16 protein-coding genes are annotated in these 20,619 nt (G+C 61.7%); 3 read left to right on the top strand and 13 right to left on the bottom strand.

All coding sequences use genetic code 11. The annotated features are described in order from the left end of the window. Nucleotides 1-174 precede the first annotated feature (174 nt). The 8 genes from ACOFKT_RS13785 to rbfA all read right to left on the bottom strand — a co-directional run bounded on the left by ACOFKT_RS13785 (nucleotide 175) and on the right by rbfA (nucleotide 10,604). Entirely contained in the window at nucleotides 175-3,048 is a 2,874-nt protein-coding gene (locus ACOFKT_RS13785) for an IPT/TIG domain-containing protein (protein ID WP_419804554.1), read from the bottom strand. Then, nucleotides 3,048-3,713, bottom strand: coding sequence for a hypothetical protein (locus ACOFKT_RS13790; RefSeq protein WP_419804555.1), 666 nt, complete (start codon nucleotides 3,711-3,713; stop codon nucleotides 3,048-3,050). Before ACOFKT_RS13790 ends, ACOFKT_RS13785 begins: the two co-directional genes overlap by 1 nt. 132 nt (nucleotides 3,714-3,845) lie before the next feature. Further along, nucleotides 3,846-5,291, bottom strand: coding sequence for a sodium:solute symporter family protein (locus tag ACOFKT_RS13795; protein ID WP_419804556.1), 1,446 nt, complete (start codon nucleotides 5,289-5,291; stop codon nucleotides 3,846-3,848). A 95-nt stretch (nucleotides 5,292-5,386) separates the two neighbouring features. After that, nucleotides 5,387-6,568, bottom strand: a complete 1,182-nt coding sequence (locus ACOFKT_RS13800) for a glycosyltransferase (RefSeq protein WP_419804557.1) — start codon at nucleotides 6,566-6,568, stop codon at nucleotides 5,387-5,389. A gap of 134 nt (nucleotides 6,569-6,702) precedes the next feature. Further along, nucleotides 6,703-7,872 (bottom strand): glycosyltransferase, encoded by a 1,170-nt coding sequence (locus ACOFKT_RS13805; protein WP_419804558.1) that lies wholly within the window; start codon nucleotides 7,870-7,872, stop codon nucleotides 6,703-6,705. 102 nt (nucleotides 7,873-7,974) lie between these two features. Continuing rightward, a complete protein-coding gene (locus tag ACOFKT_RS13810; RefSeq protein ID WP_419804559.1) occupies nucleotides 7,975-9,054 on the bottom strand; it encodes a YihY/virulence factor BrkB family protein in 1,080 nt (359 codons plus the stop codon). Nucleotides 9,055-9,147: 93 nt separating this feature from the next. Continuing rightward, nucleotides 9,148-10,191 (bottom strand): DHH family phosphoesterase, encoded by a 1,044-nt coding sequence (locus ACOFKT_RS13815; RefSeq protein ID WP_419804560.1) that lies wholly within the window; start codon nucleotides 10,189-10,191, stop codon nucleotides 9,148-9,150. Then, entirely contained in the window at nucleotides 10,188-10,604 is a 417-nt protein-coding gene (gene rbfA, locus ACOFKT_RS13820; RefSeq protein ID WP_419804561.1) for a 30S ribosome-binding factor RbfA, read from the bottom strand. Before rbfA ends, ACOFKT_RS13815 begins: the two co-directional genes overlap by 4 nt. Before the next feature lie 97 nt (nucleotides 10,605-10,701). Between rbfA and ACOFKT_RS13825 the strand changes: the two genes are divergently transcribed. From ACOFKT_RS13825 to ACOFKT_RS13835, 3 genes are all read left to right on the top strand, one after another. Beyond that, nucleotides 10,702-11,274 carry an RNA polymerase sigma factor gene (locus ACOFKT_RS13825; protein ID WP_419804562.1) on the top strand — a complete coding sequence of 191 codons (573 nt, stop codon included), beginning with the start codon at nucleotides 10,702-10,704 and terminating at the stop codon, nucleotides 11,272-11,274. Between the two features lie 88 nt (nucleotides 11,275-11,362). Then, nucleotides 11,363-11,716: a hypothetical protein gene (locus ACOFKT_RS13830; RefSeq protein WP_419804563.1), complete on the top strand. Its 354-nt coding sequence runs from the start codon at nucleotides 11,363-11,365 to the stop codon at nucleotides 11,714-11,716. Beyond that, on the top strand, nucleotides 11,716-12,351 hold the full coding sequence (locus tag ACOFKT_RS13835) for a DUF4252 domain-containing protein (protein ID WP_419804564.1): 636 nt from the start codon (nucleotides 11,716-11,718) through the stop codon (nucleotides 12,349-12,351). Before ACOFKT_RS13830 ends, ACOFKT_RS13835 begins: the two co-directional genes overlap by 1 nt. 3 nt (nucleotides 12,352-12,354) lie before the next feature. Here ACOFKT_RS13835 and ACOFKT_RS13840 read toward each other — a convergent pair whose 3' ends face one another. The 5 genes from ACOFKT_RS13840 to ACOFKT_RS13860 form a co-directional block, all read right to left on the bottom strand. After that, on the bottom strand, nucleotides 12,355-12,648 hold the full coding sequence (locus tag ACOFKT_RS13840) for a DUF503 domain-containing protein (RefSeq protein WP_419804565.1): 294 nt from the start codon (nucleotides 12,646-12,648) through the stop codon (nucleotides 12,355-12,357). A 4-nt stretch (nucleotides 12,649-12,652) separates the two neighbouring features. Further along, nucleotides 12,653-14,482, bottom strand: coding sequence for a CRTAC1 family protein (locus tag ACOFKT_RS13845; RefSeq protein ID WP_419804566.1), 1,830 nt, complete (start codon nucleotides 14,480-14,482; stop codon nucleotides 12,653-12,655). Between the two features lie 29 nt (nucleotides 14,483-14,511). Beyond that, entirely contained in the window at nucleotides 14,512-14,907 is a 396-nt protein-coding gene (locus ACOFKT_RS13850; protein ID WP_419804567.1) for a c-type cytochrome, read from the bottom strand. 22 nt (nucleotides 14,908-14,929) lie between these two features. Then, a complete protein-coding gene (locus ACOFKT_RS13855) occupies nucleotides 14,930-17,158 on the bottom strand; it encodes a tetratricopeptide repeat protein (RefSeq protein WP_419804568.1) in 2,229 nt (742 codons plus the stop codon). A 115-nt stretch (nucleotides 17,159-17,273) separates the two neighbouring features. Next, nucleotides 17,274-20,558 carry an efflux RND transporter permease subunit gene (locus ACOFKT_RS13860; protein ID WP_419804569.1) on the bottom strand — a complete coding sequence of 1,095 codons (3,285 nt, stop codon included), beginning with the start codon at nucleotides 20,556-20,558 and terminating at the stop codon, nucleotides 17,274-17,276. Nucleotides 20,559-20,619: the final 61 nt, after the last annotated feature.

Consider the following 20,619-nt stretch of genomic DNA (forward strand, 5'->3'; position numbering starts at 1 on the left):
GGCACAGGAAAGTAAGAGCAGGAAGGAGAATTGCCTCCAACGCATGATATCGGCCTCGGAAGCTTAACTTCATTAACTTTGCTTTCATAAACGCATGTGTGCGGTCGATTGTTGTCCCCAGCAGCTTCGTCCAGAGACGACATACTTTTCCGGATGTTTGCCTCACGCAAGTAATCACGGCACTTTGTGGAGAGTTACTGAGAGAAACCCATGATTTCCAGTAGCTGCCGCGATGCGAGTATCTGCCGCAGTTCCGTCATACTGTAACGGTGTTACAGATACGAACCCATCATCGTCGCTGATAGACGACACAGATACAGTCCCATACACAGGTGGAACCGCACAGCGGCCTGTTGCCGGACAGTTTGGCTGCCATCCAGTTACCTGCTGCCGGATAGAAACAGTTGCGCCAGCTACACCGTTTCCGGCGGTGTCGATCACTCGCAGTACCAACGTGCCCAGGCGTGTTCCACTTTTCACGACCTGGGCGTCACCGCTGATGCCCTGAAGCCGCAAGGCATCGGTTGAAACACCGACCAATGTTACATTCGCGCACGCAGACCATGCGCACCCTTGTACCGTGGCCTGCGCTCCAGGCTGCAGGTTGCCGGTTGCTTGGAAAGATGCAGAGCCATTTGCCGCACTTGTGCTCTGCCCAGATGACTGGCCCGAACCGAGCGTGACCGAGCCTGCGGTGACCGTCCACTGCACAGGGACCGCGGAAGCGCGAGAGCCGTTCTGCACCAGGATGAGCTCGGGGGAGAAGATCGCGCCGGTTGCGGCCGCGACATACTCGGTCGGCCGCACCGCGGAAATACTTTGTGAAACCGCTACCGCGTTGAACTGAGCCGAAGCCTGAGCGCCGGAAGTGATTGTGGCCTGCAGGCTGACCGTGCCGGCACCCGTAGCGGTGGCCTGTACCGTTGCAACACCAGTGCCGTCCGTCGTCACGGTGCAGACAGCCGCCCCACAGGGCGCGAGTGTTGCCGCACCTGCCGCGATACGGAATGTGACCGTAACCCCGCCAACGGGTGCATTGCCGCTGTTCGTGAGCCGGACAGAAAACAACCCAGGTGCGCCGACACCGAGCGTGGCGGCGGGAGCATGCACGACCATCAAAATATCGCCGGTGCTGCTACCGTACAGCAGGCCGCTGCTGATGGTCGTGCTGCCGCCGGTGCGCAGGTCAGTCACGACCACATCGTTGCTGGTTACGCCGTTCAGCGCGGTCAGCGTTGGGGAGGTTGCGACGATCTGGGTCGGGGACAGGCTGATGACGCTCGCGACGACTCCACCGATCGTCACCGTGTTGCCCTGTTGAAAGCCGGTTCCAACGATGGTCACCGTGCCGCCTGCTTCGCCTAGGCGCGATGGGCTGACAGCATCGGCGTAAAGCAGCCGGGCACTGTACGCGAAATCAGGCCGGCCATGTCCACGCTGATCGGCGATGGCGAAGCGGACGGTTTCAGAAGTGGCGAAGGAAGCCGTGAGTTGCGTGGTGCCGGTCTGGCGGCCGTTGAACGGCGTGCCTGCGGTCCCCAGCCCGGGCGGTGCAGTTGCTGCGTCCGACCCATGCCACATACCCAGAACCGGCTGCAGCTTTCCCATAGATGCGGCGTTGTTTTCGTCGAGCGCCATGACTTCCAACGTGGCGGTGCGGCCGGCGTGCGCGGCGAACGCACCCCAGGAGGTATGGCCGTAGCCACACAGCCTGCCGCTCCACACCCCTCCCACAGCGACCGTTGCGGGTGCGGACGCCGTGCCGTCGCTCCCGGTAGAGCAATCGGATGCGGCGCTGGCGACGGTGGTCGTGAGCGAAGCGGCACCGTAGTGGCCAATCACGCTGAGGGTACCGGTGGGGATGGTTCCGGACGGGAGGATGGCGCCTGTGGACGTTGGACCGACGGCGTAGCTGCCGCGATACAGCGGGTTGACCGGTTCCGCAGAGATCAGCACGTTGTTCCAAGTGGAGAGAGAGATGGCGGGCACCTCTGTCATGGTCCAGTAACCCTGGTATCGCGCGTTCAGGGTGCCTTGCAGCGCCGGAAATGCCGACACGGCTCCGGTGACCGGGTTGCCGGTGTTGCGCCGGAAGAGCGCTCCCGTGATGGCGGAAGTCGTCTGCCAACCCTCGACGCCGTACTGGCCTTGCACACTCTGGCGCGTTGCGACCAGGTTCACGCCGTCCATACCCTGGCCGGTGGGGAACAGCAGCGAGCCGACCAGTGTTTCCCCGTCGGTCTGGGCATAGGCACCCAATCCGTAAAGCATGTGAACGCCGCAACGGTCATCATCCCGCAGAGTGAACGGGTCGGGCAGGCACTGGTAGGTATAGGTGCCGCACACGATGTCAATGGGGTGCATGATGGGCCAGTGCAGTTGCTGCTGGTAGGTCGGCGCGGGTGCTCCGGTGAAGACATTGTCGTTCACTTGGGACCAGGCAAGACCGATCACCCTGCCGAAGACGCGCATCAACTGGTATTGCAGTTGCAGCTGCTGTTCCGGCGCGGGACCGGTGCAACGGCCGTTGAGCAGAATGATCGCGTGCGCGATGTTCCCCGGCTGAATGAACTTGTCCACGTTCTCGACCGCGGCGTTTTGCCGGCATGCAGAAGGCGAACTGGCGCCCGCGCCAAGCAGCATGTCGATGAGCGTGCCGTCCGTATCGAAGACCACGGCGATCTGCTTCGCGGTGTAGTTGGAGTTGTCGACGTCGGCCGGCCAGATGGGGCCGGTGGAACCGAGATAGACGTTGCTGGCGCTGACGTCTTCGTTCAGTGAGCCACCGTTGGTGAGCACCAGATTGCTGTACTGGATGTTCCAAACCTGCGCGGCCGCGTTGACGATCTGGATCGCCGCAGCGTTGTTGACGCTGGTGCTGAGCGGGCCCGCATCGGTGAAGTACGAAACGTTGTTCTGGTACCAGGTCATGGGCGTGCCATCGTTTCGCCAGGCAGGATTACTGGCGACCCAGCGTGGGCCGGCTGCCCACAGGCACGGCAGCACAAGCAGCGAGGTGGCGAAGAGCAGAACGGCGCGGCGAATCATCAGCGAGTCTGCCCCGCGATGACGCCGTTGGTGCGCAGAAGGTCAAGGACCAGGTCGCGGTCGATCGCGTGTACGTCTGGCATGGCGGAGGTGCTTGCAGGGTCAGCAACTGGTCCGGCGTTCTGAGCGGGCTTGATCGCAGCGTTCGCCGGCTCCATACCTGCGGAAACCGCGGCGGAGCGGACCTGGGCGGAGGCTGCGCTGCGCCCGTCCTGCGCCTGGGCCCCTCGCTGCACGTCCGTGGCGACCCAGCGCAAATCCAGGTTGCCGACCAGTGCATCGCCCGAGAGCGGCGCCACGCCGCGTTCGCCCATCACGGGCGCGCTGTAGCCTGAAGCGGACGGTGCCGTGAGCAGAAACAGAGCGCGCTCACCTGGGTAAAAGCGTTCCGCACCACCCGCCCAGGGAGAAGCGTGCATCGTGTATCCGGTGCCGGAAGCAACGCCGCGAACGCCCTGTTCAACTATGAATTTCACCTGAGCCCCGCCGTTGGCATCAGCCACCACCGTTGCCACAGTGCCGGTGAAGATGATGGCAGCTTGCCCGGCAAGCTGCTGCAACGCGGATGCAATGCTGTTCGACGGCGCGGAAGCAGCGGTTTCGTCGCCTGCAACCGTATTCGCAGAAGGCTGCAGCGTCGCCTGCTGCAGGCTGTTCTGTGCCATTCCTGTGCCGATGCAGCAGAACAACATGGCTGAAAGAAGTGCAGCGCGTTTGTTCTGTTGTGATCCATGTCCCATCTTCGGTCACCACCCAGTGCTCTTATCGGGCGGTGACGCGATTGGCTTGAGTGCAAATCAGCCGGCTTCGCCGAGCGGCTGCAGTTGCGCCGGCGAGGGACGCGGCGTGACTAGGCTGACCACCACGAGCGCGAGCAGCGAACAGACCAGCGCGGGCACAATGGCGTCGCGCTCGGCAATGGCTCGCGGCAGCGCGTTTTTCCAACTCATGTCCCACGTAATGGTCACCAGCGTGCCCACCGCGATGGAGGCGACCGCCGCCGCCGCGGTGGCGCGCTTCCAGAAAAACGCGGCCAGGATGACCGGCGTGAGCGCAGCGGAGTAGATCGTGTAGGCGTACAGGCTTTTCTTCAGAACGCTTTCCGTGTGCATGCCCTGCCACAGCGCCCAGGCGCCAAGCAGAACAATCATGAGCCGACTGACCAGCAGAATCTCGCGGTCGCCGGCCCGAGGACCGATGTAGCGAACAAAGATGTCGTTGACCAGGTTGGTCGCAGGGGAAAACAGCCAGTTATTCGCGGTGGAGATGATCTTCGCGAAGATCGCGCCCATCAGCAATGCGCCGAGCAGTTGCACGGCGAAGTTGCCGTGAAAGCCGTGGGTGGCAGAGTAGGCAAGGATTTCGCGGGGGTGCTCGTGAACTTCGCCCGTGGGAAACAGTGCCGACCCGGTCACCGCAAGCGCGATGATGACAGTCTCCAGGATGACCGTGCCGATGACCCAACCCACAACGGCCTGCTGCGCGTCACGCTGGCTCTTGGCCGAGAAGAACTTCTGGTACATGGATTGATTGCCGAGCAATAGGAGGCAGGTGGGCAGGAACAGCTCAAGTGCCTGGATGGGAGTGAAGTCGCCGAAGACCTCGAAGTGCGTGACGGGCAGGGCGGTATGCACGGCGCCCCATCCGCCCGCGCGGTGAATCAGGAGCGGCAGTGCCGCGCACATAGTGACGGTTGCGAGAATACCGATGGCAACGTCTGTGTAGGCCACCGAAGCCATGCCGGCGATCGCGGTAAACAGGACGACGAAGGCGGCGAGGATGTAGCGTCCGGTGACCGGGTCGATCGCGGGGAAGATCAGGTGCAGAATGTCCCCACCGCCGATGAACTGGTAGCTGGTAATGGCCGTATACGTGAACAGCACCGCGATCACGCCCAGAACGCGCGCGGTCTGGTTGTAGCGAGCTTCCAGCAGGTCCGGGATGGTGAACTGCGCGAACTTGCGCGCGCGCGGCGCAATGAAATAGATGAGCAGAAGACCGGCCCATCCACCGCCACCCTGCCACAGAGCGGCAAAGCCGTGCCGGTAGGCGTTCTCTGCCCCGCCCAGCAGGGATCCCGAGCCAATCCAACTGCTCAGCAGCGTAAAGACGAGCACCGCGGCCGGCAGCGTCCGCCCGGCAACCAGGTAGTCCGCGCGCGTCTTCGTCTGGCGCAGCTTGGACAGCGACACGCCAAGCAGCGTGAGCACGATCAGGATGAGAATGACGGCGTAGAGGTTCATAGGGGGTCAAAACGACTCTGCAACAGTTGTGAAAGTGTATCGCCCGGGCTTGGTCGCTCGTTCACCCAGTCGTGCGTTTGAAGACTGGGCAGGAGCTACATCAAGTCAGGGCGGCGGCGTTCCTGCATGCCGTCCGGCGGACCTTCGCTGGCCGGCCCTTTGCGGCGCTCCTGGAACAGGCGGACGATGGCGCGCGATGTGCCGGCACTGTCAAAGCGGTTGCGCCAGCACTGCAAGGCTTTGGCGCGCATAACGTTCCGTTCCGCATCACTCAAGGCGGCCCAGCGGCGCAGCAGGCGAACCGTGCCGTCGAGTGTATCGGGCTCGACCAGGCCTGCGTCGCTGGCGGAAACATCTCCGTGGATATTGACCTGGTCCGAGATGAGCGCAGGGACACCGCAGCTGAGTGCCTCGGCGACGGCGATGCCGAAATTTTCCTGGTGCGAAGGAAGAACAAAGGCGTCGGCGGATTGGAAAGCACCCCATTTTGCAGCGCCGGTGAGCATGCCCGGCCAAAAAACGAAATCGTCCAGTCCCTCTTCCGCGGCAACGGCTCGCAGCGTACTGCTCAGTCCGGTCTCGTCCGGTCCTGCCATGACCAGGCAAAGGAGATCGGTTTTGCGGCGAACCTCGGCATAGGCGCGCAGCAAGAGATCACATCCCTTCTTCTCGTGCATGCGCCCTGCAAATAGAAGGTAAGGACGATCCTTGAGCGCAGGAACACGCTCCACAAACGCGACCCGGTTGGAGGCTGGATCGCCCTGCGGCCCGAGCGTTCCGTAGGGTACAACCTCCGATCGCCAGCGTGGCCCCGGAAAGCTGGTACGAGCCAAGCGCGCCTCTGCGGAGGACGTGAACAGCACTGCATCTGCTCCGGCGAGCAGTTTCCGTTCGACGAGCAGCCAATACGGAATTTTCTTGAGTAATTTCAACGGGTAAGCCCGGTTGAACCAGGGGTCGAGCATGCCGTGTGGAAAGACGGCGTAGCGATGCCGGCCGCGCAGTTCACGCAGCGCTGCCAGCCCCTGGTACTGCCAGAGCCCGTGAATCACAATGCCGTCGAAGCGGTTCGCTTCCGCTCGGAAAAACTCCGCAAGAGCGGGACTATACCCATAGCCGAAAGTTTTGCGGCCAAGCGCATGGACCGGAGCGAGCACGTCTGGAGCCACGGTCGCGGGTGGGTCGAGCGTGGCCACCTCGGCTTCGTGGCCTTCTTCCCGGTAGCCCTGCGTCAGCAGCCGCAGGCCTTCGGCCGGGCCGCCTGCCTCGCGGCGCAACGATCGGATGACGTGTAGAAAGCGCAGAGGTTCTCCCCGGTAGCGTCCGTTGGGCGGAGCGGGATAAATTTCATTGTAAGTGTGATGGCTGCGGTCCGGAGACAAAGCGGCCGGGCTACAGCACGAACGGGCGTTCAGGCGCTCGTCAGAGTTTCGTGCGCAACCGTGTGGCTGAACAGATCGGCGATACTCGCCCCGGTCCGCAAGCTGTCGAAAGAGCGGCGCCAGCATGCGAGGGCGTGGTGTTTCATCTGCTGCCGCTCGCTGTCGGAGAGCAGCGCCCATTGCTCCAGCAACCGCTGTGTGCCCGCCACCGTGTCGGCTTCGACCAGGCCGGCACCGCACCGCTGCACGTCTGCCGCGATGTTGACCTGGTCAGACAGCAGGACCGGCGTACCGCAACTGAGCGCTTCGGCCACGACGATGCCAAAGTTCTCCTGATGCGAGGGAAGGACCAAGGCCTCCCCAGCGCGAAAAGCACCCCATTTTACGGGGCCGACCAGCATGCCTGCCCACAGCACCCGGCCGGCGATGCCCAACTTTTGTGTCAAACGCTGAAGTCTGGCCTGCAACCCGGCCGAATCGGGACCGACAAACACGAGCTTGGGAAGTGCAAGCTGCGCCGCAACCGCTGCGTAGGACCGCAGCAGCATGTCGCAACCCTTCTTTGGATGAAGCCGGCCGGCGAACAGCAGGAACGGTTCACCCGCAAGCTGCGGTACGTGGCTGTAGAATGCAGCGATCTCTTGCGCCGCATCGCCCGGCGGCCCAAGCGTTCCGTATGGCACCACGACAGGGTTCCAGTCGCTGCCCGGAAAGCTGAGCGGTGCCAGATCGCGCTCCACCATTGAGGTGAACAGGACGGCATTGCTGCCGCGCAGCAGCGGGCCTTCCACAAGTGCCCAGTATGGTCTTTTTTTTAGCACCTTGAGTGGATACGTGCGATTGAACCAGGGGTCAAGCATGCCGTGCGGAAACACGACGTAGGGATGGCGGCCGCGCAGTTCGCGCAGTGCGGCAAAGCCATGAAATTGCCACAGGCCATCGACGATCGTTCCATCGAAGCGGTGGGCGTTCTGCCGGAGCCAAGGCCGGAGTGCCGGCGAAAACCCGTAGCCACTGCTGCGCCGGCCCAGGGTATGCACAGGAATGTCCAGGTCGGCGGCTGCGGGACCGGGTGGGTCCAAGGTGGCGATCTCAACCGAATGCCCGAGCTGGCGGTAGACCCCCACGAGCAGGCGGACGCCCTCAGCCGGGCCACCCCCTTCGCGCCGCATGGACCGGATCAGATGAAGAAAATTCATGGAAAGACAGCCCACAGTAGCGACGCGCCAGCGTGGACGCTTTTTACCTTTGCAGAAGAACATCCGCCGGGCAAGGTTACTCGTTAGCTAAAAGGTAACGAGTTAGGCGTTAGCCGAAGGAGCAGATCCGGCTACTGTCTCCAGCTGAGACTCGGTTGGCGGGGCGGCCTTGCCCTGCAGCAGGGCGCGTTCCGCGACGGCGTGCTCAATCTCGGAGTTCACCTCGCCACCAAGAAGAATCATGACTCCCGTGAGATAGAACCACAGGAGCAGGATGATCACGGCACCGAGCGAGCCATAGGTTGCCGGATAGGTGTTGAACCAGTGAAGGTAGACGCGCAGGCCGAGCGATCCGGCAACCCACCCGAGCAGCCCCACCAGGCCGCCGGGCGTAAACCACCGCCATTTGCTGTTTTGCACGTCGGGGCAGTAGTAGTAGAGCACCTCAAACGACAGCACCATCAGCAGTGAAGCAAGCGTCCACGCAACAATTCGAAGCACCACGCTGAGTCCATAACTTGCATAGAAGCGGTGCTCTAGCCAGTTTGCACTCACGTCCCCGGTAAACAGAGTCAGCAGCGCAAAGATAACGATCACGGCGACCAGTACGGTGAGTCCCATCGCCTGAAGCCGAGCCTTCCAGAATGGCCGCGTCTCTTTGACGCGATACACAGTATTCAACGTGTCCTGAATTGCGGAGACGCCGGTAGAGGCGGAGAACAGGGCAACGACGATGCCGAGTACGACCTTGCCGCCGGTGCTGGCCGCGGTGGTGGACTGAAAGGTCTGCAGCACGAGTTGAAAGGCGCTGGGCGGGATCAGTCCGCCGATCTTCTGCAGCAGTAAAAGGTAGAGGTGGCCGGACGACTTGGCCACCAGCCCCATAATGGAGCTCATCGCAATCAAGGCCGGAAATATGGCGGAGAAGAAGGAATAGGCCAGCTGCGAGGCGCGTCCGAAGAGGTTGTCTTCATCGATTCCCTTCCAGGTGCGCTTGGCAACATCCTTGACAGAAACTCCCTGCAGATTCCACATGGACGAGATGGGGTTGTGCGACACGTGCGCCCAGACGGTCTGTTCCATCGAATGCCCCCACAGGTGATGCCCATGCGGCGCGTCTGGCGCGGCATGGCCGTTCTGCGTTGCCGCATCTTTTGAGGAAAGAGGAGTCTGTTCCCGCAAGCACCACTCCACGCGGCATAGCGTGCCGACTGGGTGCTTGGATGCGCGTTTGCTGAAGTGCGCATGCTGCAGCCTGCCAGCTGTGGGCCGAGCTTAGACGTTGCGGCAGCGCTCCAGGCCGGTAAGCATGGCGGCGGCGGCGGCGTCCAGCGGGCCGGGCAAGCAGCATCCCGAAGCACGCTGATGGCCGCCACCCCCGTGGGCGAGCGCAACCGAAGAAACGTCGAGTCCGTTTTTGGAGCGCAGGGATGCCCGGAACTGCTGGGGCGATCCGGATTCGGACGGCAGCTCTCGAAGAAACAGGGCGGCGTCCACGCCCGCGATGCTGATCAGGTAATCCACCGTGCCTTCGCTGTCTTCTTCGGTTGCGCCAAAGGCGGACAGGTCGTCCAACGTGATGAAGCTCCACGCTGTCGCGCCATGCAGTTGCATGCGGGACAGTGCGGTTCCGAGCAGGCGGATATGAGCCGTGGAAACGGAGTAGAGCACGTCGCGCGCGATGCGGTCGGCGTCCGCACCCCAGGCGATCAGTTCCTGGGCAATGGACAGGGCGCCGTTCGCGGTACCCGGGTAGGTGAACGCCCCGGTGTCTGTGAACACAGCGGTGTACAGGCAGGTTGCCATCGAGGGCGTGACCGGAACATCCAGATGGCGTGCGAGCTGGTAAACCAGGATCGCGACGGCCGCCGCAGAATCATCAATCCAGTTCAACGCACCGAAGTTGCAACCTGTGATGTGGTGATCAATATTGAGCAGGGGCAGGCTCTGCAGTCCCTGCAAACCCGTACGCGCCGTGCTGTCGCATTCCAGCACGATGGCGCAGTCATACAGCGCGGCATCGACACTGGTCATATGTTTGACCTGTGGGATGCCGGGCAGCGTGAGGTACACGTTTGGGATGGGGTCGGCGAAGACGACATCGCAGCGTTTGCCGAGATGGCGGAGAATGTCTGCACAGGCGAGCGCTGACCCGATCGCGTCCCCGTCGGGTCGTGCGTGCGAGGTGATCAGGAAGTGATCCATGGCAAGGATCGCGGACGCCATCGCAGACAGATCGACTCCGACGCCGTGGCGTCCGTCCGGCAGGGCCGACAATGCGACAGGAATTGCGGAACGTGTGATGGTAGCCGGGGTCACGATGAGGCCGCAGCCTCGCTTCTGCGCGTTCGCTTCTTCATGCGATCCAAGATCGTGTCCATGCGTGCACTGATTTTTTCGGACCGATCGATGTGAAACGTTAGGTCGGGGACGCGCCGGACGCCCATACGCTCCAACAGCTCCGCTTTAATGTAGCCGCGGGCGGCAAGCAGCCCTTCCAACGTTTGCTGCTCTTCGGCTTCGTTGCCGCTGACCGCAACGTAGACTTGCCCGCTTTTGCCGCCCGGCGCAAGGGCTACTTCCGTGACGTGAACGGAGCCGATGCGGGGATCAGAGAGATCGCCTTCAATAATGACGGCGATCTCTTCCCGTAGCGTTTCGGCAACGCGATTCCTATGATGATCTCTTCCACGCTGCTGAGGCATACAGAAAACCAGTTGATTCAACAGCATAGCAAAGAATCGAGAGCATGACCGTTCCCTTTGTGGCGCAACCCACGAAAAAGTTGATTCGATCCTGACCGGTCGTGCGTATAGGTGATTAGCGCGCATGTTTCGGACGATTGGCATCGACGGCGACGGGAAATGGGATGGCAGCGCCGATGCGTTCCGGGCACTGGTGAATCAGCATAAATCCATGGTGTTTTCGATCGCATACCGCATGCTGGGCGACCGTGGCATCGCGGAAGAGGTGGCACAGGATGTGTTTCTGGAGCTGTACCGCTGGATGGACCGGCTGGAGAGTGAGGCACACATCACATTCTGGTTGCGGCGCACCGCGACGCATCGCTCGACCGACGCCATCCGCCGGCGCAAGTTGCGCCCCGAAACCGCGGCAGAGGAGTGGGAAGAAAGTTTCGAGCGCGCCGTTTTTGCCGGGGGCGGTGCCGATGCCGGAGATCGCGCCATGTCCTTGAGCGCACAGCTGGAGCGCGTGCTGCTGACGCTGCCGGAACAGCAGCGCGCGGCCATAGTACTGCGCTACCAGGAGGACATGTCTCCAAACGAGATCGCGCGCGTTACGGGCGAAACGGTGCCGGCAGTCAAGAGCAACCTGCAGCGAGGCATGGCATTGCTGCGGCGTAAAAGTGCAGTTCTGTTGAGGGAGTTTGTCCGTGGCTAATGACGATTCGCGGAAATGGATGCAAGACAGGCAAGCGCCGGAAGATGCCGTCTTCAGACAGCATGTGAGGACGGCACTGCAGCAGCGCGTGAAGGCGCCTGATGGATTCACGGACCGGGTGATGGCTCGCGCCGAGCTACGCGCCGGTCGAAAGCCGGCCGCCGATGCGAAAGCAGACCGGCGTCAAGGTGTTCTGTTGCAGTTCACGCGGCCGGCATGGCGCGCGGTATATGCGGCGGCGGCAGCCCTGGCCATCACTGCCGGAACGTGGCGCGTGGAGCATGTGCGCATGGAGCAACGGCGCGTGGATCAGGCGGCCGCGCAACTGGACACGGCATTGCAGGTGACGCACCACGCCCTGGACCAGGTCAGCGCGAAGCTGGAGACTACAGAGTTTGGCGAAATTCAACGTGCCTTGGAAGCAAACGGAGGAGGTAAGTGATGCAGCATACGAAGAAGATGACGACGCTCGCACTGATGGCAGTGTTGGTTGGAACACTCAGCACGCACACGGCTCACGCTGCAACGGACGATGGAACCAGGAAGACTCCTGCGGACGTGCGGGTAGTTCCCAACGCTGTGGGTGTCGATGAGGACGGGGCGCAAGTCGACGATCACCTGTTCGACGCCATCGACAAACTTGGCGCGAAGGCCAAGGAATCCAACGAGGTCAATTTGGATAAAAGCATGCTCGGCCTGGCCGCGCGCAAGGGCGGTGAGAAAGGCGAGTTGGCGCAGAAGCTGGACTACATCGTGGTACGCGACTATGAATTCGCGCGAGAGGGAGAGTACAGCCTGGACGACCTGAAGCCGATCTTCAAGAAGTTGGATGAGGGCGGCTGGAAGCACCTGGTCCGCAGCCGCGAACAGAAGGAGATGACGGACATCTGCATCAAGCAGGACAACGAAGGCGTGACCAAAGAGATGGTCATCATCTCCGCCGAGCCGAAACAGATCAGCCTGGTTCACCTGAAAGGCAATGTTTCGCTAAGCGACATGAAGAACTTCGGAAGCCTGATGCACAGTGAAACGAAGGGTGACGCGAGCAAGGACGATCCGAAGCTGAACCACCGCTAGCTGTCAATCGATTACGTCCACTTGGCTGTCGAGAACCGCGCCGCCAAGCGTCAGCAAAATTCGCTCGGCCGCGCGCTCGACTTCCTGCATCTGCCCGAGCAGATAATCGCGCGAACTGTTGATGGCGGCAACGCCGATGGTCGCGCGATTCCAGACAAGCGCCTCATCTAACTCGGCGACGGACACATTGAATCCGTGGCGAAGTTTGTCCTTGAGCGAGCGCACGACCTGCCGGCGATCTTTGAGCGATTGCGCGTGCTCGATACCGACTTCGAAGGTGAGCTGCGCAATGGGCATGAGCCTACTTTGCCGCGCCCTGGCCTTCGGTGATCGAGATGATCCTGTCGACACCCTCGAGCTTGATCGCTTCCTTAATGCCGTCAGGCCAGCGGATTTCGCATTTGTCGACGGCAGTCGCGTCACCCAGACCGAAGTGCACGCGCTTGTCGGGCGAGGAGGCAAAGGAGCCGCCGGCAATTACATCGCCTCGCTGGGTGAAGCCGTCTGCGGTCAGCAGTACAGTGGCGCCGATAGCATCGCGATTTGATTTGCCGGTGCCCTGGAGTTTCAGTTCGATCCAGTGATGCTTGTTGTCGGTGACGTTTCGGAAGAGCGAAGGCGTGTCGTCCATGTTATTCGTCACGGCATCCATGCGACCGTCGTTGAACAGATCGCCGAAGGCCATGCCGCGCGCGGCCTGCAATTTCGCCAAGCCAGTCCCCTCAACGGGAGGTACGAATGTAAGCTTTCCACTCACGTTGTGAATGAGCAGGACGCGCTGCTTGAAACTGGTGCCCCAATTGTTGCGATCGACCTGCGGGTACACGTGGCCGTTGGCGGTAAACAGGTCGAGCCAGCCGTCGTTGTCGTAATCAAAGAACGCGGTGCCCCAACCGAGGAACGGTACGGTCGGCTCGGCGATGCCCATTTGGAACGAGACGTCGGTAAAGTTGCCGTCGCCATCGTTGTGGTACAACGGCTTGTAATCGTCGGAGAAGGTTGTATTGAACAGATCGATGCGGCCGTTGTGGAGGTAGTCGCCGGCCGCAATACCCATGCTCGCGGTTTCGCGGCCGCTTTCATTCAGCGCGTAGCCGCTGGCGTAACTCGCGTCCTCAAAGGTGCCGTCGCCCTTGTTGATGTAGAGGTAGTTGGGCGTGGAGTCGTTTGCCACGAGCAGGTCGGGCTTGCCATCGCCGTTCACATCAATAAAGAGGGAGGCGAGGCCGTAGTACGCGCGCTTGTCCCCGACGCCGGCCTTCTCAGAAACCTCGGTGAAGGTGCCGTTGCCGTTGTTGTGAAACAGCTTGTCTGATTCGCCCTTCAGGCCGTGCGGTCCGCACATGGTCGCCACGCCGCGAAAGGAGCAGAAGGCGAGGTTGGCTTCAGCGGGTTTGCCGGGGTTCTTCGACTCTGGCATCTCGAAGTGCACATAGCCCGGCACGAATAGATCGAGCTTGCCATCACCGTCGTAGTCGCCCCAGGTGGCGCCGGTGGCCCAGCCATCAAAGGTCACGCCGGCCTTCTCCGCGACATCGGTGAACGTGCCGTCGTGATTGTTGTGATACAGGCGGCTCTTGCCGTAATTGCTGACGAAGATGTCAGGCCAGCCGTCGTTGTCATAATCGGCGCTGACCGCACCGATGCCCCAGCGGTCGTTGGCGACGCCCGCGGTCGCGGTTACGTCGGTAAAGGTGCCGTCGTGATTGTTGTGGAAGAGTGCAGCATGCGGTGCTGCGGCGGTTCCCTTCAACGCCTCATAAGTGCTGCCGTTGACCAGGTAAATGTCGAGCCAGCCGTCATTGTCGTAGTCGAGCAGCGCCACACCGGAGCCCAGCGTCTCGATGATGTAGCCCTTCTCTGCGGTGCCGACCTTGTGGTGAAAGCTGCTCAGGCCCGCTTTGGCGGCGATGTCCTGAAACACGACCGGGCCTGTCTTCACAAAACCGCCCGCCGTAATCGGGCGCTGCTGCGCGTCCAGCACCGGCGCATGCGCGCCGCCGGTGGAAGAGCCGCTGGAAGCAGCGGGCTGTGAGCCTTCAACAGGCTTGCCGGCCTGCGGCGTTTGTGCAGCAGCAACGCCGCTGAGCAGCAGGGTTGTTAAGAGAAGCTTTGCAGCGGAAGACAGCATCGTGGGGGTCGGCTCGGAAGGTTTGGGCGTCATTCGGGATCGGCGGGTTTCGGCTTTTCAGGCTGTGGCGCGGGTGCGGTTTGCTTGCTCTGCTTTGGAGCTTTCTTCTGTGCTTCCAAAAAGTCGACCAGTTGCAGGATCTGCGTGTCGGCGAGCACATCGCCAAAGGCGGGCATGCCACCGCCACCGGCACGAATCTGCTTGTCGATCTCGTCGCGCTTCATGCGCTTGCCGATGCCACGCAGGTCAGGTCCGCGGTCCGTGCCGCTCCAGTCCGCGCCGTGGCAACGTTCGCATCCGGCGGAGTGGTAGGTGGCTTCGCCGGCAGCACGGCTCTGCTTATCGGAGGCGAAAAGAGGTACGCCCAGAGCCAACGCACTGGTGAGCAACGTGCCAGCGAAGCCTTTGCGCAGCAACGATCGCATGGTCATTAGACTACCAACCCGCTTACGGTTTTGCTGCAACGGGTTGCAGCGTGTCGACGTGCCACGCGACGGATTCGTTGGCGACCTCAGGATGCGCGCGCAGGTATTCAAGCGCATAGGTGTTTGCGGTGGGATCGTCCTTCTGATCGGCGAAGGCGGCCGCTTCGCGCGCAGCCTCCGGCTTCAACCCAAGGCGCCGGTAAACGATGGAAAGAATATAGTGCGCGGCCAGGTCATCTGGGTCGACGGACTGAACGGCCTCATACTCGGTGCGCGCCTCTGCATACTTGTGCTGCTGGTAGTAGCTGAAGCCGAGCTCCCGGTGCGCGTCGCGCGAACGCGGGAACTGCCTGGCAACCTCCTGCAGGTCGGTGACTGCGGCGTCCAGTTCGCCGCCGTTGCGCTCAACCAGAGCGCGATAGTAAAGCGCACGGGCATTGTTCGGTGCCAGACTGAGTGCCTTTGCAAGGTGCGGACGCGCATCGTCGTACCGCTCCCAGGCAATCTCCACAATCGCCTGGTTGGTGTAGGCCTCAGCGTAGTCAGGACGCAGCCTGGCCACATGTGCAAACGCATCGACTGAGGCCGCATACTGCTGCGCATCCAGCAGGGCGATGCCGTAGTTGTTCCAGCGCATCCATTCCTTGTTCTGCGCGGGCAGATCGGGCGTGGGATGATTGTCGCCGATGTGCAGCGTGCGCGTGGTCGAGACCATGTCAACGATGGGCTGCTCGTAGTGCGGCTTCAGCGCGAAATCGATGAAGTGCTGCATGAAGCGGCGATACTTTACGGTCGCGGTGACGGTCAGATCGCCCGTTGCGTTTTGCGGGATGGTGAAGCCGTAGCGCACCATCTGCGAGCGGCCGCTCTGGATGGAGTTGTTGTACGCGACGATGCGATTGTTCCAGACCTCGTGGTGCTCGTTCAACGTGCCCTGCGCGTTGACAAGGCGGTTCGTGAAACTGTGCGCGCTTGACTCGAGCTCACCGTTAGGCTGCAGGCCGCCGCTTTCGAACAGCACCTTGCCCGTGGCGTCTTTGACCGTAAACGCGGTCCAAGACTCGTACATGTCGCGCTGCTCGGGCACGTGCGAGTGCGCGATGCCTTTGTTCTGAATGACGACATCAACGACGATGGGCTCGCCGGCGCGCAGACCATAGCTGGCAGCGCCAAGGGGTGCGGTCAGGTTCGCATTCGGCTTCTCAGGGTTTGCCGAGCCGCGCTCGATGCCGAAGAGGTCTACGTTGAAGGCGCTGGCCTGCAGGAACTCGACGACGCGCTTCGATTGCTCGTCGAATTTGTAGTACTGCGGAATTAGGGTGTTCGCGCCAAGCCAGCGGTGCGAGGCGAGCTGTCCATGCTTTGCGCCGGGATCGGTGCCGGTGAGCGCCTCGCGCCCCATATGGCAGGTCTGGCAGGTGCTGACGGACTCTTTTGTATAGAAGGGCAGCGGAGATTCCTTCGCGAAAGAGCTGTTCTGCCATTCGTCGTACAGCGAGATGGCACGTTGCCACTTGTAGCCGTTCAATGTTTGCGGCAGCGCGGCCTTGTGGCAGCTGGAGCAGTACTCACTGGTGCGATAGAACGGCTTCATCACCGCGGCAGAGTGGCGGTCCAGGTGAGCGAGGATCTCGGCGTCCTGCACGGGCCGGGTGATCGGTTTGCCGTTTTCGTCAACCAGCACCGCTGGCACGCCGAGCACGTAGGAACCGGTGCCGCGTGTATCGACCTTCTGAATGGCGTGGCAGACGGAGCAGGTGATGCCGTCCTGATCGTAGGGCCGCTTTTTGGCCGAGCCCTCAGTCAGAGCACCGGCGGCAACCGCGATGGGATCATGGCAGCCTTCGCAGTGCCGCGAGAAAGCAATGCCCTTGTCCTTCTGATCGTTCAGCAGGGCGACGTTCTTTAGATACCACGGTGGGCGATTGGAGTTGGAGTGCGCGGACTCTCGCCACTGCTGGTGGGCCTCCTGGTGGCAATGACCGCAGTACGACGCAGTTGGAAAGCTCTTGGGGTCGATGAACTCGCCCGTATCTGTCGTCATGTTCGACGGAAGGAACGGGCTCTCCTTGCCATAGTGGAAGTTGTACTTTGCCGCGATCTTCTCGTTGTAGACATGCCGCGCCTCCGCAGCCGCGTCGGCATCGCTGCCTGCGCTGGCGCGCTGCGGTTGCACGAGCAACAGCAGCACGAGCACACCTGCCGCGATCGCCAAGAGACTGGCGGCCAAATTGGAGAATGAACGGGACATGACAACCAGAAAGATCGTACCTGCGGCGAAGCATGTCGGATAGTACTCAGCGATGTAGAAGCGCCTCCATCAAAAGATGGAGGCGCTTGGACCCGATGTGACGGAAGCGGAGTTGTCAGGCTTCGTGCGGCGGCGGCAGTTCGTGGCCTGGGTCAAGCAGCGGGACAGTTGTGTCGGCGGCCGGCTCACCAGGTTCCGGCGTGTGCGGCTTGCGGCCGAATCGCCCGATAATGCTGCTCACAATCACATAGAGCACCGGGATGAAGAAGAGGTTGAGCAGCGTGGACGCGAGCATGCCGCCGACCACCGCCGTGCCCACCGAGTGCCGGCCATACGCACCGGAACCGGTCGCGAAGTAGAGCGGCAGCACACCCAGGATGAAGGCAAAGCTGGTCATCAGGATGGGCCGGAGCCGCAGTTCGGCAGCCTGGATGGCGGCTTCGATAATGCTGGCGCCCTTGCGGCGAATCTCCTCGGCGAACTCGACAATCAGAATCGAATTCTTTGCGGAAAGACCGATGAGCATCACCATGCCAATCTGCACGTAGACGTCGTCGTTGAGTCCGCGCAACGCGACCAGGCCAAGCGCACCCAGGATCGCGGTGGGCACGGCAAGCAGAATGATGAACGGCAGCGCGAAACTTTCGTATTGCGCGGCAAGCGTCAGGTACACCACCAGGATGCCAAGGCCGAAGATGATGACTGTTTTGCCGGCGGACTCGACCTCTTCCAGGGCGAGCCCCGTCCACGAGTAGGTCATGCCTGGCATCTTGACCGAGTTGAAGAGCTTGACCATGTTGTCCAGGCCCTGTCCGGAGGACTGGCCCGGCGCAGGCGAACCGTCGATTTCCGCGGAACGGAAGATGTTGTAGTGGTTGATCACCTGCGGTCCGCTGGTTTCCTTCAGGGAGACCAGGTTATCGAGCGGGATGAATTGACCGCCGTTGCTCTTGACGTAGAACTGGCGCAGGTCGCCGGCATTGCGACGGAACTGGGCGTCGGCCTGGATGTACACGCGGTAGGAGCGATTGTTGAAGTCGAAGTCGTTGACGTAGCTCGACCCCATATACACGCCCATCGCGGTGGTAATCTGCGAAAGCGGAACTCCCATGGCCTTTGCCTTGTCGCGATCGATGGTGACAAAGAGCTGTGGGTCGTTTGCCGTGAACTGCGTATTCAGGCCCACCAGGCCGGAGCCGGGTGCGTTGGATTTCGCAACGGTCAGGTGAGCGACGCGATCAATGTCCTGAAACGTGTTGCGCCCCTCGTCCTGCAGGATGAACTGGAAACCGCCGACGGTTCCGATGCCCTGGATGGCGGGCGGTTCGGTTGCGAACAGGACACCGCCGGGAACGCCGAAGAGCTTGGGACGAATGCGGTTCACGATGGCTCGCGCGTCGTGACCATCACCTTCCTTGGTTCGCTCGTCGACCGGCTTCAGCGGAGCGAAGATGATGCCCGAGTTAGGCGACGAGCCGCCCGCCAGCGAGAAACCCATGACGGAAAAGGTGCCGAACACATCGTTGTCCTGCCGGATGACCGCCGAGCCACGGGCGGCAACTTCGCGGGTGTAGTCCAGCGATGCGCCTGGAGGTGTTTGCACGATCACCAGGAAGTAGCCTTGGTCTTCCTGCGGCACAAACGCGGTCGGTACGGTGTTGTAGATAAAGAATGTGCCACCCAGCAGGAGCACAAAGACGAGCAACAGAATATAGCGATGCGCCACGACAAAGGTAACCGCGCTTGCATACGCCTTGATGACGCGCTGCAGGCCGGTTTCAAACCAACCCACAGGCTTCCGCAGAACGAACGTGACCGGCTTTAGGATGCCCGGCAAAAGCTGCTTATCGCGATGCAGAAGAATGGCGGACAAAGCGGGCGTGAGCGTGAGCGCGTTGAAGGCGGAGATCGCGATGGAGAACGCGATCGTCAGCGAGAACTGCTTGTACAAAATGCCGGTGGTGCCGGGAAAGAAGCTGACCGGCACGAACACGCTGATAAGCACCAGCGATGTGGCGATGACCGCGGAGGTCACCTCAGACATGGCGATGCTGGTCGCGCGACGCGCCTCGGCGACGCCTTCTTCCAGGTGGCGCTGTACGTTCTCGATCACGACGATCGCGTCGTCGACGACGAGGCCGGTGGCGAGCGTGATGCCGAACAGCGTGAGTGAGTTGATGGAAAAGCCGAAGATCTTGATAAAGGCGAAGGTGCCGATGAGCGAAACCGGAATCGTGATCGACGGGATGACGGTGGATCGCCAATCCTGCAGGAAGAGGAAGATCACCAGGATGACGATAATGATCGCCTCGATGATGGTCGAGCGGACTTCCTTGATGGAGTCGGAGACGGCGGTCGTGGTGTCAACGGCTACCACGCCCTTCATGCCTGGCGGGAAGCTCTTTTGCAGGTTGGCGAGTACGGCCAGACACTGACGCTCCACATCGAGGGCGTTGGCGTTGGAGAGCTGCTGCACGCCAAGTCCGATGGCCTCACCGCCCTGGTTGCCGAAGTTGAACTGGAGATCGGTGTTGTAGTTTTCAGCGCCGATCTCGGCGTGTCCCACGTCGCGCAGCAGCACCAACCCGCTGTTCGTTACCGCGGCCGTGTTGGTGGCAGCCACGTTCGTCCCGGTGGCGTTCTTCAGGATGATGTTGTCGAACTGGTTCGGATCGCTCAGACGGCCCACAACGCGGACGGCCATGGCATATTGCTGCCCCGGGACACTGGGCGATTGGCCAAGCTGACCGGCGGCCACTTCCACGTTCTGTTCCTGCAGTGCATTCTGGACGTCGAGCGCGGTCAGGCCGCGCGCAGCGAGCAGTGACGGATCCAGCCAGATGCGCATTGCGTACTTGCGCTCGCCAAAGATGACCACCGCACCCACGCCGGGAACGCGCTTCAGGGCGTCGCTGACGTAGACATCGAGGTAGTTGCTGATGAAGCCCTGCGACAGGCTCTTGTCTGGCGAGAAGAAGCCGGCGGCCAGAACGAAGTTGCTATTGGCCTTGGTGATGCTGATACCGGTGTTGTTGACCGTGGCGGGCAGGCGGCCCTGCGCGGTTGCAACGCGGTTCTGCACGTCAACGGCGGCAATGGACAGATCGTAGCCGGTCTGAAAGGTGATGGTGATGGTGCTGGTGCCGTCGTTTGAGCTGGTGGAGCTCATGTACCGCATGCCTTCGACGCCGTTGATTGCGGTTTCCAGCGGGATGGTCACTGCCGATTCCACCGTGGAGGAGTTGGCGCCAACATAGTTACACGCAACAACCACCTGGGGCGGGGCAAGCTGCGGGTACAGGGAAATCGGGATAGACGGCACCGAGACCGCGCCCGCCAGGATGATCAGCAGAGCGCAGACCGTGGCGAAGATGGGACGTCGGATGAAGAACTCAACCATGCGGAAACTCTCTTAGCGGTACGGGCGTGCAGAAGGCTTGCAAAAAACGGCAGGAGCGGCG

This window comes from Terriglobus sp., from assembly GCF_965201105.1.
Classification (GTDB): domain Bacteria; phylum Acidobacteriota; class Terriglobia; order Terriglobales; family Acidobacteriaceae; genus Terriglobus.